Here is a 14,615-nt window from a genome sequence, read left to right as displayed (position 1 = left end):
AGAGGGAATAATTATTTCCTTTTTATCGTTTTTTTTTTCCTGAAAAAAAGTTATGTCAGGGAATCAAAGGGGTTTTGAAAAAATGATACAAAGTTGGCACGCTTCTTGCATTATAAGATAAATGACAAAACAATTTTTAATAGGGAGTGTAAATTATGTTATCAAACATCGGAGTCCCAGGATTGATTTTAATTCTTACATTGGCATTGATTATCTTTGGACCAAAGAAATTACCGGAAATCGGCAGAGCATTCGGGCAAACATTAAAAGAATTCAAAAAATCAACAAAAGAATTGACGGCGGACTTTACAGATGAAATCAAAGAGGTAAAGGAAACAGTCAAAATAGAAAAAGAAAAGTAAGGAAAGGATGATAAAAATGGGGTTTTTAACAGGCACAGGCATCGACATCAACCGTTTAGGAAATATGATTGACGATCTTCTTCCAGATGGAAAAGTGGAATTGGATCAATCGCCATACGACACCCAGTTAGGTTTAAATATGGCGAGAGATGCCAGAAAAGTAATCAATGGTAAATTAAAAATTGAAGATTTCCACAAAATCTATTCTTCCTCGCTAATTAAAGAGTTTGGCAATGACTATGCAGGAGCGCCGGCAACATCAGGCAAAAAAGAGACTGGACCAAAATGGGGAATGGTTATCGACTTGCGCAAATGCGTTGGCTGTGATACGTGTACCGTCTCATGCAAGGCGGAAAATAAAACACCGCCGGGGATGTCCTATAATGTTGTCCTTGAACAAGTTCTCGGAGATTACCCAAATATTTCAGTTGTAAATTTGCCAAGACCGTGTATGCAATGTGATAAACCACCGTGCGCGCAAGTTTGTCCGACAAGGGCGACTTACAAAATGGAGAACGGCATTGTTGCGATTGACAACGACCGCTGCATTGGCTGCCGTTATTGTATGGTTGCTTGTCCATATGGCGCCCGCTCATATGATTTTGGCAACAGCTACGAACAAGAAATGATGGGAGCCAATGATGTCACAAGCCCGGAATACGGCATGGACCGCGGTGAAAGGAAAAAAGGCAAAATTCCAGAGGGAACCGTTCGCAAATGCAGTTTCTGTTATCATCGCCTGCAACGCGGAGAAGAGCCGGCATGCGTGGAAACTTGTATCGGCGATGCCCGCTTTTTCGGCGATTTTAATGATCCAAACAGCACGGTTTCGAAACTGGCGGCCAGCCCTCGTGCATTTCGTTTAAAAGAAGAACTCGGAACCCAGCCGCGAGTCGTTTACTTAAGATAACAAAAGAGGAGCGTGAGAACATGAACAGCAAAATTTCAACAGCCCGGCTGCAAACTGAAATCAAGCCAGCTGGTATGAATAAACAACTGGAAAAGATTTGGTGGGTATCATTGCTAGTCATTTTTGCGATTGGAATCTACTCCATTATAAAAGGCTATTTTTTAGAAGGAATGTCGTCTACGAATCTATCAAATACCGTTCCATGGGGCGGATGGGTTGCATTTTATATTTACTTTATCGGGATGAGCGCAGGATCGTTTTTGCTTTCCACTCTCGTGTACGGATTTGGAATGACCCAATACGAAAAAATTGGCCGTTCTGCTCTATTATCGGCAATTGTCAGCATGATTACCGCGATTACGTTTATCTTTTTGGACATCGGGCGGCCAGACCATGTTTTCAATTCGGTTATTTATTGGAACGTGACAAGTACGATGTCATGGGAAATCCACTTCTATATCGTGTACATTCTGCTGCTTGTGTCGGAACTGTATTTAACAATGAGAAAAGATTTGGTTGACATTTCCAAGGGCAATGGATTTAAAGCGAAGCTCTACCGCCTGCTCGTTTTGAACAAAACAGATTTTACAAATGAGGATTTGACGCGAGATCGAAAAGTGTTAAAAGTTCTAGGTATTATTGGCATTCCGCTAGCGATCTTTGGCGTCCACGGAGGTACTGGTTCGATCTTTGCCGTCTTAAAAGCAAGGCCATTTTTAAACTCTGGACTGTTTCCCATCATTTTCGTTCTTTCAGCACTTGTTTCAGGAACAGCACTTGCCATTGCTATTTATGTAGTAAAAAGCAAAGCGCAAAACCGGCCGGTCGACAAGCCGATGGTTCGCTCGCTTGGCAGCATGCTTGCCCTATTTTTGGCAATTGAGCTAGGGATGGAGTGGTATGAATTTTTAATTGGTTTCTACGGTCTTCAGCATGAAGAAATTACTACCATTAAATTGATGATGTCCGGACCATGGTGGTGGAGTTTTTGGCTCTTTCAAATGGGATTGGCCATGGTTTTCCCGCTCATTATTTTATTTATCAAAAAGACAAGAACATCAATTTACTGGATTTTGGCAGCTGCCATTATGACAATCATTGGGATCGTCGGTGTTCGCTTTAATATGGTTGTGCCAAGCCTTATAATTCCAACCATTGATGGACTTCCATACGGGAACTATTATCCAAACCTTTCTGAATGGATCACTACCTTGGGTCTGATTGCCATGTGTTTAATCATCTACACCCTGGGTGAAAAACTTTTTCCAATTGAGGAAAGTGAAACTAGTGAAAGTGATGTGAACAGCTATGAGTAAGGAAATGAACCGGAGAGGATTTTTAAAAGCCCTTGGAACCTTTGGGGCAGTTGCAGTTATTGGGCCAGCATTCATCGGCCCTGTCAAACAAGTGTTCGGCGGAGTGTGGACAGATACACCGCATGGTATTGGTACAGACTATCAAGACTATACGGCTGAAAACGTCATTTTTACTTCATGCCAGCAATGCAATGCGGCATGTACAATCAAGACCTATATAATGCCGGGAAGTGCCGGAAGTCCTTATTCCTCATTGGTTCGAAAAATTGCCGGGAATCAATACAGTCCGTTAAATATGGTACCATTCGGGCATATCAGCTACGATACTCCAGTTAAAGCCGCTGTTCAAGGCACTGGTGACGTGGCAAAACTGGGTCGCGGCTTCCGCGGCGGGCGGACGTGTTTAAAAGGGCAGGCAGGCATCCAAACGGCCTATGATGCCTACCGCGTCCAAAAACCTTTAAAACGTGTCGGCAAGCGGGGCAGCGGAGTTTGGAAAACGATCACTTGGGAACAAGCATATCAAGAAATTCTTGAAGGAAGTAAAGATCTCGGGACACCTGGCTTAAAACAAATTTGGGCGTATGCACCAAAAGAACAAGTTATGGGTGATTGGGAAAAGGTGAAAGCCGGTACGTTGGATAAAGCGGCTTTTGCGCAAAAATACAAGGATGTGTTAATTGATTCAAACCATCCTGATCTCGGTCCAAAATCCAATCAAATTGTGACAATGGCTGGCCATCGCCGTGACTTTATAAATCGGCTGACAGATGGAAGCCTTGGGACGATCAATGCCTATGATCATGGTGGTGTATGCGGGGTAACCGGCGCGATCGGAACGGTTCGCTCATTCGATACAACTAAGCCTAAAAAACGGATGATACCGGATTATGATAATGCTGAATATGTCCTTGTCTGGGGAACGAATCCAATGACCGCCAATCGCGGACCGACAACGTTTGCCCCGCAAATGACAAACGCGCTTGAACGTGGCATGAAAATGGTCGTAATTGATCCGCGCTTCAGTAAAACAGCTGAGAAAGCCCATATGTGGGTGCCGGTCAAACCTGGCGGGGATGGTGCCCTGGCCCTTGCGATGTGCCGTTGGATTATTGAAAACAATCGATATGATGACATGTATTTGCGTAACCCAAATAAAGATGCAGCGGCTGGGGACGGTGAAACAACTTGGAGCGATGCAACCTTTCTCGTAAATATCGGTGATCCGAAACGACCGTTCTTGCGCGCCAAAGATGTAGGAATGGGTGCAGACGAATTTGTTGTCATGCAAAATGGTACACCAGCTCTAAATACAAAGGCAGTGAACGGCGATCTTGAAGTGAATACGGAAATAAACGGTATAAAAGTAAAATCTGTCTTTACTCTTTTTAAAGAAAAAGTAATGGAAAAATCGATGCAGGAATATGCAAACATTTGCGATGTACCGCTTGAGCAAATTACGCAAATCGCCCGTGAATTTACTTCCCACGGAAAAAAAGTCGGCATTCATTCATATCGGGGTCCAGCCATGCATGGCAATGGCTACTACAGCGTCCGGGCGATCAATATGTTAAACCATCTCGTGGGAAACCATGATTGGAAGGGCGGCAATACAACCTTAAATGCGAAATTCAAGACAACAGAAGGACGCTATGATTTGCTAACGGTTCCGAATGCGAATAAAGCATGGGGCATTCCAGTCACTCGCCACGGCATTCCGTACGAAAAAACGAGTTTATTTGCCAAAGACGGATATCCTGCAAGAAGACCATGGTATCCATTTGGAAGCAAATTAATTCAGGATGTGCTGCCGAGTGCAGCCGAAGGCTATCCGTATAAAATCCGGGCATTGTTGATTAGCAGAACTTCTCCAGTTACAAATAGTCCGCGTTCTGAAATGCAGGAAAAGTTTTTAAAAGATCCAGATGTTGTTGAACTAGTTGTTTCCTCCGATATTGTTATCGGTGACTCAACCAAATATGCTGATTACGTGCTTCCTGATTTGTCCTATTTGGAGAGCTGGAACAATGACGATATTTTTCCGCTGATTAAGTATAAATTTGCCGGGGTTGTGCAGCCAGTAACAAGAATCGTTCCAGATGCTAGACCTACTGAGCAAGTTTATATCGACCTTTTAAAAGGAATGGGTCTACCTGGTGTCGGTGATCATGCCTTCCCTGACGGTTCGGCGCTGAACCATCCTGAAGATTATTATCTCAAGCGGGTTGCCAATATTGCGTTTGACGGCAAAAAGCCGGTACAGGATGCGAACAATGAGGAACTGGCTATTTTTGAAAAAGCACGGAAAAAAGCGTTGGGGAAATACTTTGATATCAATGTTTTAAAAAGTGCTGTAAAGCCGGAAGAGTGGAAGAAAGTAGTCTATGTGTTAAACCGCGGCGGCCGGTTTGAGCCACAAGGGGATGAATATATCGGCAACATGCAGAAGTATCAATTGGCGAACCAAGTTTATTTTTACGATGAAAAAGCTGCTGGCTTTAAGAGTGCGTATACAGGCAAATTTTTTGAAGGATTGCCAAAAGTGGAGGAAATTCTTCAATACAATGGTGAGGTCTATCAAACAAAAGCACCTTTTCAATTCATTAACTGGAAATCGCGCAATATTGGAACCCACCGGACAATTGGCAATGCATGGCTGAGGGAAATTCGCGACGAAAATTATTTGTGGGTAAATCCCGCTGACGCCCGCAAAAAAGGAGTCAAAACCGGGGATGAAGTGTATATCGAATCAAGCTCTGCAAAAGTAAAAGCAAAAGTACTTGTTACACCAGGCATCAAACCGGGTGTGGTTGGCGCCAATTTCAGCTTCGGCCATCAAGCATACGGTTCAGAAAATGTCAAAATTGACAACAAAACGATCGCACCGCCGAAGAAATACAGCCATCTTCCATTTGATATGAATCAACCGCTTCATGAAGAAACAGGGTATGCCGGAGGACGCGGCAAGGGATTCTCTGTTAATGCCTTAACGGAAAAGGACAGCAGCTATTTTGAAGGGTTTCTTGCTGATCCGCTTGTCGGCGGCCCTGCACAACAAGATGTGTTTGTCGACATCAAGAAAGCATAGAAAGGAGTTGGTGTTTGTGAATGAGTTGCTTGATGTAAAGCAAGGAACAGCCACATTAATCAATATATTGTCAACTGTGTGGTTGGGTGATTGGGATCAATATGAATCGATTATGGCAAAAATGCCAGATGAGCTTAAGGCGCAGCTGCCCTTTTCCACCCATTATGACCGGGAGGAAGTAGATCTGTGGCATCAAAATCATTTTACGATACCTGCAGACCACTTTGTTTCACCGTATTTTTCAACGTATTCTTCTCAATTGAGCGGGAACAAAGAAGAAACGAACAAGGCGTTGCTGTGCTTAATTGGAATTTTTGAAAAGGTTGGTTTTTATTATCCTTTGGAGCGAAAGCTTTACCCGGATCATATCGGGAGCTTAACGATCTTTGTCGCTGCGATCCTGCAACAAGAAATCTCTACTGAAAAAAATCAGAATCACGATGAACGGAAGCAGCTTTTGGATATCCGGAGCGAAATTTTAAACCAATATGTCCGCCCGCTGCAAAAAGGAATAAAAATGGCCGCCCAAGGCAAGATACAGAACCTATTTTTAAAAGAATTTATTAACTTTTCTGCTGAATTTTTCGAAAAAGAAGTATTCGATTTATAAGAAAAAAACCGGTGTGACCCAAAGGGAGACACCGGTTTTTCCTTTAAATAATACTACAGTTGCAAAAATGTCTGGCCTTATCGCTGCCGTACAAATACAGCAACGCCATAAACGCTGCCGACTCTTTGCTGGGAGACAAGACGGAAACCATTTGCCAATAAGCAATCCCTTGCGTCAACATAATGCTGACCGCTTCTTAAAAAGCGATTACAAGGGCTTGCGCTGCCGATAACAGTTGCATCCACAATCGTACGGAAAGAGCGGGGACGAAGCGGATTTCTTGACCAGAGGATCGTTACTACATCCGGAGATCTAGGAATGGAAACATGGGAGCTGGATGTAAACATACGAATCACCTCCATTCATTCGAGTTACTATAATAAATGCAAATGGAGCACAGCTTGTCTAATGAAAGAATCTACAAGATGTGCCTTTTTTTAAAGAATAATCAATAAACTTTATGAAAAATTTTTCTATTGATCTATATAAATGGAATTAAAGGATTTTAAGAAAATTTGTCCAATTCTTATAGGTAAATAAAACCTTTAGGAAGGCGGACACATAATGAAAATCCTTCAAAATGAAAACATGGATTCAATTCAGGAAGTTAAAGCTTGTATGCATGGTTTAAGGGATCTACGGATGTTTAAACGTTATCAGGCTATCCTCATGCATTTAAAAGGACGGACTTATGTAGAAATCGCTGACCTTTTAGAATGTACGGAGCAAACTATATATAACTATGTTCGAGCCTATAAAACTAACGGTTTGGAGGGATTAGTTCCCGGACAATCTCCCGGACGCCCTTGTCAACTAACAGAGGAACAAGAAAAGGAACTCTATCAGTTAATTGTTGAAAAAAAGCCAGCTGCTGTTGGATTTCCCGCAGAAATGAATTGGACTTCATTTCTTGTTCGCGATTGGATTAAGCAAACATTTGACATTGTTTATACGGACCGGGGTGTAAGGAGATTGTTGACTCGTTTGGGATTTAGTTACACAAAACCAACGTATACCCTAGCAAAGGCTGACCCCGAGAAACAGGAAGCGTTCAAACAAGAATTTGAAACGATTAAAAAAAATGATGAATGACGAAATTGATCGAATTCTGTTTCAAGATGAATCCATGATCAGGGACTACCAAGCTTTAGCCAATACATGGTTTCCTAAAGGGCAACAAAAAGTGATACCTACTTATGGAAAACATCACGGGGTTAAATTAATTGGTACCCTCGATTACGAAACAGGCGAAGTGTTTGTCACAGAAGAAGAACACTATGATGCTCAAGTTTTCCTATCTTTTCTTGAAAAAGTTGTAGTCAGATACAAGGGTGAGAAGATTGTAATGATACTGGATAATGCTAGAATCCACCACTCGAAACTGATTCAACCTTTTCTCGAAGCCCATAAAGATCATCTGCAACTTGTTTTTCTCCCACCATACAGCCCAGAGTTAAACCTAATTGAAGGACTGTGGGGATGGTTAAAAAAATCAATTATTTATAATGTTTTTTATAAAACGGTAGAAGAAATTAGAGTGGCTGTCCAGACATTCATTACACAAATCAATAAAGACCCTATGAAAATCGTTAATCGTCTATGTCTTAAGCTTTAACTATTGACTCAATTACACCTTTAGCCAGATTGCCAGGATCGGATTGAGCAATAAATAGCCTAAAACGATATTCGACAAACTCCGATGATTGCAGGTATATTGTGCTTAAATTTTGTAGAATATTGTCATTAATCTAGGAAATCGTTACAGAACCAAATTGTTTAGTTCCATATATATAGAAAAATTTTAAAAAACAGATTGTAATATCCAGAAAATTGTGTAAAATAAAAGATATCATTCTTCGTCCCTATCTGTTTTACCGCAGAAGGCAGCGGAGTGTACCTGAATGCTTACAGACTGTTAAGATTCCATTGCACATCTTTTGCCGGATGTTTGTTCATGGATCTCAAAGCCAGTCCTTACCACTTGAGTAGTGAGAGGACTGGCTTTTTGTATGCGGAAGGGAAAGCTGTGAATTTGAAAACTGAAGAAGGCAGAGAGATCGTCCGGACATTGGCAAAAGGGGCAGATGTACTGATTCATAATTTTAAAACAGGTTCAATGGAAAAGTGGGGCCTTGATTATGAAAGGTTGAAGGAAATGAACAAAAGGCTCGTCTACTGTTCCATAACCGGGTTTGGGGAAACCGGTCCGGATCGGCATTTGCCCGGCTATGATTACATCATTCAGGGCTTAAGCGGGTTAATGAGCATAACGGGGACAATCGAAAGCGGTCCAATGAAAATTGGCGTAGCCATGGTGGATATTTTAACCGGACTGTATTCTGCGATTGCGATTGAGGCTGCGCTTTTCGAACGTGAACATTCCGGATTGGGTCAAAAAATCGACATGTCGCTATTCGACTCGGCCGTTAGTTCGCTCGCAAACGTTGCCAGCAATTATTTAATCTCGGGGAAGGTGCCACAGCGCCTCGGCAATGACCATCCGAACATTGTGCCATATACAACCTTTCGCACCCTTGATGGTGAAATGATTATCGCTGTCGGGAATGACCGCCAGTTTGCGTCACTTTGTGATTTGCTGGAAATCTCCGAAATTTCCAGGAGGGAGCTTTACCGGACGAATGAAGCGAGGGTAAAGAATCGGCACCAACTAACACGGGTTCTTGAAGAAAAGCTAACAAAAAGGCCAATGGATGAATGGTTTAAGCTGTTTTCACAGCATAACATTCCGTGCGGTCCGATCAATTCAATGGATCGTGTGTTTCAAAATCCACAGCTTCAAGCGAGGAAAATGGTTGTGTCCATGGAGCATCCTCAAGCTGGACCAATAAAGCTTGTCGGTTCTCCACTCAAACTATCAAGAACAAACGTGAGAATGGAACGGCATCCGCCAATAGCCGGAGAGCATACGGAACAAATTTTACAGCAGGCCGGCTATTCAGCTGAAAAAATTGCAGAGTTGAAAAAATTAAAAATAATCTAGGAGGTTGTGTAAAATGAATTTTGAATTTAGCGAAGAACAAGTGATGCTTCGAAAAATGGTTAGGAGTTTTGTAGACAAAGAGATTATGCCCTATATGCGCGAATGGGATGAGCGAGGGTATTTTGATCCGAACATTTATAAACGGCTTGCAGAATTAAATCTAATGGGAGTATGTATACCTGAACAGTACGGCGGCAGCGGTATGGATTATAACGCATTGGCAATTGTTTGCGAAGAGCTGGAAAGGGGCGATACTGCCTTTCGGACAGCTGTTTCGGTTCATATTGGCCTAAACAGTATGACGCTGTTGCAATGGGGAACCGAAGAGCAGAAGCAACAGTATCTTGTTCCCCAGGCGAAGGGAGAAAAAATTGGTGCCTTTGGCCTGACGGAGCCGGGTGCAGGCTCGGATGTTGCTTCGCTTGCAACGACAGCCGTTAAAGACGGGGATCATTATATTTTAAACGGGTCAAAAACGTGGATTTCCTTATGTGATGTCGCCGATCACTTTATCGTTTTTGCCTACACCGACAAAGAAAAACGCCATCATGGAATTTCCGCGTTCATTGTTGAGCGGACAATGCCGGGCTTTTCGTCAAAAGCGATTAAAGGAAAACTCGGGATCCGTTCCGGCAACACTGGTGAATTGTTTTTCGACCAAGTTCGTGTGCCGAAAGAGAATTTGCTCGGCAAAGAGGGGGAAGGCTTTAAGATTGCGATGAGCGCACTCGACAATGGCCGGTTTACCGTTGCCGCCGGGGCAGTCGGCTTAATTATGGCCAGTCTCGAAGCGAGTTTGAAGTATTGCCAGGAGCGGAAAACTTTTGGCAAAGAAATCGGTAGGCATCAGCTTGTTCAGCAGATGATTGCCAATATGGAAGCCGGGCTGCAAATGAGCCGGCTGCTCGTTTACCGTGCCGGCGAACTGAAAAATCAAGGAAAACGCAATACAAGGGAGACTTCTTTGGCAAAATGGCAAGCGTGTGATTTTGCCAATAAAGCTGCTGATGATGCGGTGCAAATTCATGGAGCCTACGGCTATTCAAGCGAGTACCCGGTTGAGCGCTATTTGCGCAACTCAAAAGCGCCTGTTATTTATGAAGGAACAAGAGAGATCCACACAATAATGCAAGCAGAATATGTCCTTGGATATCGGGTTGATAAACCGCTGAACCAGGCATTACCGTCCTGGCCGTTTGAGAGTGAAAAAGAAACAGTTACGAATGGTTAGAAATACTGTAATAACCCAATATTAGGTAGAATACCTCTTCTCATGGCCCGAAAAGCGGGAATTTTGCTTCTGACGGGTCATAAGGTCCCTTCTTATGGCCCGAAAAGCGGGATTTTTGTCTCTGACGGGTCATAAGGTCCCTTCTTATGACCCGAAAAGCGGGATTTTTGTCTCTGACGGGTCATAAGGTCCCTTCTTATGACCCGAAAAGCGTGAATTTTGCTTCTGACGGGTCATGAGGTCTCTTCTTATGGCCCGAAAAGCGGGATTTTTGTCTTTGACGGGTCATAAGGTCCCTTCTTATGGCCCGAAAAGCGGGATTTTTGTCTCTGACGGGTCATAAGGTCCCTTCTTATGACCCGAAAAGCGGGATTTTTGTCTCTGACGGGTCATAAGGTCCCTTCTTATGACCCGAAAAGCGTGAATTTTGCTTCTGACGGGTCATAAGGTCCCTTCTTATGACCCGAAAAGCGGGAATTTTGTCTCTGATGGGTCATAAGGTCCCTTCTTATGGCCCGAAAAGCGGGAATTTTGTCTCTGACGGGTCATAAGGTCATTTCTTAAGGCCCGAAAAGCGGGAATTTTGTCTCTGACGGGTCATAAGGTCATTTCTTAAGGCCCGAAAAGTGTGAATTTTGTCTCTGATGGGTCATGAGGTCTCTTCTCATGACCCGAAAAGTGTGAATTTTGTCTCTGACGGGTCATGAGGTCTCTTCTCATGGCCCGAAAAGCGGGAATTTTGCTTCTGACGGGTCATGAGATAGTATCCCCTGGCCGATCCGTATTATTACATTCTGGAAAAGGTACTATTCCTTCCATTCTGATATTACTCTTTAGTATAAGACACTGTTGTTTTTGATTTCCTGAACTGCGGTATCATTTTTGTCCAGAAGATTAGCATAACTAGGATGAGTGGAATTTTTAAAATGCAAACATACCACACAACAGTGAACTTATTGTCAATGGACAACAATAAAGGAGTGGTCATGAAGTGACGGAAGAAGATTTAAAGAATACCTTAATGAATCTAGATAAAAACCATTTCATCCATCCAACCTCCTCGCTTAAACAGCAGCACGAAACGGGTGCGCCGTTTATCTTCACAGAAGGAAAAGGTGTTTATCTAACCGATATTACCGGTAAAAAAGTGTTAGAAGGTATGGCCTCACTCTGGAATGTCAATGTCGGCTATGGACGGCAAGAATTGGCGGAAGCGGCGCGCCAGCAAATGGAAAAACTCGCTTACACCAATTCGTTTTCCTCAATGAGCAATGAACCGGCGATCCGTCTTGCAGCCAAATTGGCCGAAATTACGCCGGGAAATTTAAGTGCAGTTTTCTATACTTCAGGGGGCTCTGAAGCGAATGATACCGCCTACAAACTAGCACGCTATTTTTGGAAAATAAATGGACAGCCGCAAAAGAAAAAAATAATTGCCCGCAAAAAAGCGTACCATGGGGTAAACATTGGTGCCACAAGTGCAACTGGAATCTCTCCTTTCCATCAAATGACGGAATCGCCGGCACCTGATTTTCTCCATGTTGACAATTTTTCAGTCCGGGCATTAAGAGAATGCATTGAACGGGAAGGAGCCGATACAATTGCAGCATTTATTGCAGAGCCCGTTCAGGGAGCGGGAGGAGTAAATATTGCTCCTGACGGCTACTTCCAAGAAATCAGAAAAATTTGCGATGAATTCCATGTACTGTTTATCGCCGACGAAGTCATTACAGGTTTTGGCCGGACGGGCAAAATGTTTGGCTGTGACCATTACAACGTTGTCCCTGATATTATGTTGGTTGCAAAAGGAATAACAAGCGGCTATCTACCGCTTGGCGCCGTCATTGTAACAGATGCGATTCACAAACAACTAGTGGAAAAATCAGAGGGAGTGCTTTTGCACGGCTATACGTACAGCGGCCATCCAACATCATGCGCGGTAGCACTCAAAAATTTGGAAATTATCGAAAATGAAAACCTTATTGAGAATGCAAGATTAATGGGTGAAGAATTGTTAAAAGGATTAAAGAAGCTCGAACAGGATACAAAGATTGTTGGAGATGTCAGGGGTCTCGGTTTAATCGGCGCTGTTGAGATCATCGATCCAGCAACAAACCGTCGCTTTCCAACGCCAATCGCCCCACTTATCGGCACCGAAGCGGCCAAACGGGGGCTAATTGTTCGCACCGTTGTATTTGAAGGAATGGATACCATTGTCTTTTCACCGCCGCTTGTGATCAACAAACAGGAAGTGAATGAACTCGTATCCATTTTAAAGAAATCCATTTTGGAGGTGGAAAAAAAGGTATAACTGAAAACAAAAACAAACAGGAATGACTCCTTAGTTGGATCATCCCTGTTTGTACACTTCGTATTGTTTATATAAATCTTTTAAAGCGGCAACAAGTGCATTATTAGCTTTACCGAGATAGCTGCTAGTTAATTGTTCAAGCGGTTTATCGATCCCATCTTGTAAACTGTATCCTCGAAGAAGTTTGGAAATAAATTCTCTGCCGTGCCCAGTTGCGAGCGTACAAGAAGCCTCAATGATGACTCCATATTTCCGATCAATTTCCACCGTGATTGTTAACGTATCAAAAATACTTTTTGCTGCCATACCAGAAGGAAGTTTTGCATGTCCCGCAATAAAAACCGTGTTCATTTACATTCTCCTTACCATTCCAAAAAATTTTGTTATGAATAATTTTATTAAACCATATCATTCTTTGAAAAGAACAGTGAAAATTTTGCGTAAACAACAAATAATTTTTAGAAAAATTAATATCTATAGTTATAGTAGATACAGTCGAAATTTAGTGATTAGCCGGCCTTACAACAGGAAAGCGTACATTTTAAAAAGAAAGGACGGTTGGAAAATGAATTTTGAACTATCAGCTGAACACCAAATGATTCAGAAACTGGTTCATGAGTTTGCGGAAGAAGAAGTAGCTCCAGGAGCAGACGAACGGGATCGAAAACAGGAGTTTCCTCTAGATGTATTCAAAAAGCTGGCCAAATTGGGACTTTTGGGACTCCCGTTTCCTGAAAAATATGGCGGCGGTGGAGGAGACACAATTGGTTTTGTCATCGCAGTCGAAGAGTTGAGCCGTGTGTGCGCTTCGACAGGGATTACCTATTCTGCCCATATTTCATTAGGCGGAGCACCGATCTATTTATTCGGAACGGAAGAACAAAAGAAAAACTATTTAACGCCATTATGTACGGGAGAATACTTGGGGGCATTTGGCTTAACTGAACCAAATGCCGGTTCTGACGCGGGTGGCACGCAAACCACCGCGATCCTCCAAGGGGGTGAGTGGATCATCTCCGGTTCAAAGTGTTTTATCACCAATGGTAGCTTCGCAAGAAATATTGCCTTAACGGCTGTTACAGATCGGACAAAAGGAACGGACGGAATCAGCGCATTCATTGTTCCAACTGATGCCGCCGGGTTTACTGTTTTAGCAAACTATGAAAAATTGGGACTGCATGCTTCCAATACTACCGAATTAATCCTTGAAAATGTGAGCGTACCGAAAGAAAACCTTTTAGGGGAAGAAGGAAATGGTTTCAAACAATTTTTAGCAACGCTTGATGGCGGCAGAATCGGGATTGGCGCAATGGCTGTCGGTATTGCTCAAGGAGCCTTTGAAAAATCACTCCATTACGCGAAGCAGCGAAAGCAATTCGGTCAAAGCCTTTCATCTTTTCAAGCCATTCAATTTAAGCTTGCCGATATGGCAATGCAGATCGAGTTGGCACGGACGCTTGTTTACAAGGCTGCTTGGTTAAAAGACCAAGGCAGAAAATTTAAAAAGGAAGCAGCTATGGCGAAATTATTTGCCTCGGAAATGTGCATGAAGGTATGTGACCAAGCTGTGCAAATTCACGGCGGATATGGATATATGAGGGAATATCAGGTCGAGCGCTTTTTCCGCGATGCAAAATTGCTTGAAATTGGTGAAGGTACCTCGGAAATTCAACGAATGGTTATCGCAAGGGAGATCGGTTGTCTGGAAAAACTTTAACGTAATGATTTTCCAATGGTAGCTTTAGGAACATTCAATAATACCGGCTTTGTGAACTGGCTGTGTTTG

General features: G+C 42.9%; 12 protein-coding genes. 10 read left to right on the top strand and 2 right to left on the bottom strand.

The annotated features are described in order from the left end of the window. Positions 1-155 precede the first annotated feature (155 nt). The 5 genes from tatA to ACQYAD_RS12220 are packed head-to-tail and all read left to right on the top strand — an operon-like array spanning position 156 to position 6,286. On the top strand, positions 156-362 hold the full coding sequence (gene tatA, locus ACQYAD_RS12240; RefSeq protein WP_430238511.1) for a twin-arginine translocase TatA/TatE family subunit: 207 nt from the start codon (positions 156-158) through the stop codon (positions 360-362). Between the two features lie 16 nt (positions 363-378). Then, positions 379-1,272 carry a 4Fe-4S dicluster domain-containing protein gene (locus ACQYAD_RS12235; protein ID WP_430238509.1) on the top strand — a complete coding sequence of 298 codons (894 nt, stop codon included), beginning with the start codon at positions 379-381 and terminating at the stop codon, positions 1,270-1,272. 20 nt (positions 1,273-1,292) lie between these two features. After that, positions 1,293-2,588: an NrfD/PsrC family molybdoenzyme membrane anchor subunit gene (nrfD, locus tag ACQYAD_RS12230; RefSeq protein WP_430238507.1), complete on the top strand. Its 1,296-nt coding sequence runs from the start codon at positions 1,293-1,295 to the stop codon at positions 2,586-2,588. A 4-nt stretch (positions 2,589-2,592) separates the two neighbouring features. Continuing rightward, positions 2,593-5,676, top strand: coding sequence for a molybdopterin-dependent oxidoreductase (locus tag ACQYAD_RS12225; protein ID WP_430238505.1), 3,084 nt, complete (start codon positions 2,593-2,595; stop codon positions 5,674-5,676). A gap of 16 nt (positions 5,677-5,692) precedes the next feature. Then, positions 5,693-6,286, top strand: a complete 594-nt coding sequence (locus ACQYAD_RS12220) for a molecular chaperone TorD family protein (RefSeq protein WP_430238503.1) — start codon at positions 5,693-5,695, stop codon at positions 6,284-6,286. 77 nt (positions 6,287-6,363) lie between these two features. Here the strand turns inward: ACQYAD_RS12220 and ACQYAD_RS12215 are convergent, their stop codons facing one another. After that, entirely contained in the window at positions 6,364-6,633 is a 270-nt protein-coding gene (locus tag ACQYAD_RS12215) for a hypothetical protein (RefSeq protein ID WP_430238502.1), read from the bottom strand. Positions 6,634-6,874: 241 nt separating this feature from the next. On the opposite strand from ACQYAD_RS12215, the gene ACQYAD_RS12210 reads away from it, so the two are divergent. The 4 genes from ACQYAD_RS12210 (at position 6,875) to ACQYAD_RS12195 (ending at position 12,829) form a co-directional block, all read left to right on the top strand. Beyond that, positions 6,875-7,901 (top strand): IS630 family transposase gene (locus ACQYAD_RS12210; RefSeq protein ID WP_430235185.1). Its coding sequence is split into 2 segments (ribosomal slippage): positions 6,875-7,347 and positions 7,346-7,901, totalling 1,029 coding nucleotides; the frame shifts between segments, so codons are not numbered across the junction. A 411-nt stretch (positions 7,902-8,312) separates the two neighbouring features. After that, positions 8,313-9,287: a CaiB/BaiF CoA transferase family protein gene (locus ACQYAD_RS12205; RefSeq protein ID WP_430238500.1), complete on the top strand. Its 975-nt coding sequence runs from the start codon at positions 8,313-8,315 to the stop codon at positions 9,285-9,287. Between the two features lie 13 nt (positions 9,288-9,300). After that, entirely contained in the window at positions 9,301-10,518 is a 1,218-nt protein-coding gene (locus ACQYAD_RS12200) for an acyl-CoA dehydrogenase family protein (protein WP_430238498.1), read from the top strand. 1,021 nt (positions 10,519-11,539) lie between these two features. Then, positions 11,540-12,829: an aspartate aminotransferase family protein gene (locus ACQYAD_RS12195; RefSeq protein ID WP_430238811.1), complete on the top strand. Its 1,290-nt coding sequence runs from the start codon at positions 11,540-11,542 to the stop codon at positions 12,827-12,829. Positions 12,830-12,868: 39 nt separating this feature from the next. On the opposite strand, the gene ACQYAD_RS12190 is transcribed toward ACQYAD_RS12195, so the two are convergent. After that, a complete protein-coding gene (locus ACQYAD_RS12190) occupies positions 12,869-13,180 on the bottom strand; it encodes a DUF3870 domain-containing protein (RefSeq protein WP_430238497.1) in 312 nt (103 codons plus the stop codon). A 214-nt stretch (positions 13,181-13,394) separates the two neighbouring features. On the opposite strand from ACQYAD_RS12190, the gene ACQYAD_RS12185 reads away from it, so the two are divergent. Continuing rightward, the gene (locus ACQYAD_RS12185) at positions 13,395-14,546 is read left to right on the top strand and encodes an acyl-CoA dehydrogenase family protein (RefSeq protein WP_430238495.1); all 1,152 of its coding nucleotides are present in this window, start codon (positions 13,395-13,397) and stop codon (positions 14,544-14,546) included. The last annotated feature ends 69 nt before the right edge of the window (positions 14,547-14,615 follow it).

Source organism: Neobacillus sp. SM06 (genome assembly GCF_050496765.1).
Classification (GTDB): Bacteria; Bacillota; Bacilli; order Bacillales; family Cytobacillaceae; genus JAEVLT01.
This window is presented reverse-complemented; position numbering and strand designations above follow the sequence as displayed.

Coding starts and splice junctions, on each gene's coding strand:
- nrfD (WP_430238507.1), top strand. CDS start 1,293: ATGAACAGCAAAATTTCAACAGCCCGGCTGCAAACTGAAATCAAGCCA.
- tatA (WP_430238511.1), top strand. CDS start 156: ATGTTATCAAACATCGGAGTCCCAGGATTGATTTTAATTCTTACATTG.
- ACQYAD_RS12215 (WP_430238502.1), bottom strand. CDS start 6,633: ATGTTTACATCCAGCTCCCATGTTTCCATTCCTAGATCTCCGGATGTA.
- ACQYAD_RS12190 (WP_430238497.1), bottom strand. CDS start 13,180: ATGAACACGGTTTTTATTGCGGGACATGCAAAACTTCCTTCTGGTATG.
- ACQYAD_RS12200 (WP_430238498.1), top strand. CDS start 9,301: ATGAATTTTGAATTTAGCGAAGAACAAGTGATGCTTCGAAAAATGGTT.
- ACQYAD_RS12195 (WP_430238811.1), top strand. CDS start 11,540: ATGAATCTAGATAAAAACCATTTCATCCATCCAACCTCCTCGCTTAAA.
- ACQYAD_RS12235 (WP_430238509.1), top strand. CDS start 379: ATGGGGTTTTTAACAGGCACAGGCATCGACATCAACCGTTTAGGAAAT.
- ACQYAD_RS12185 (WP_430238495.1), top strand. CDS start 13,395: ATGAATTTTGAACTATCAGCTGAACACCAAATGATTCAGAAACTGGTT.
- ACQYAD_RS12225 (WP_430238505.1), top strand. CDS start 2,593: ATGAACCGGAGAGGATTTTTAAAAGCCCTTGGAACCTTTGGGGCAGTT.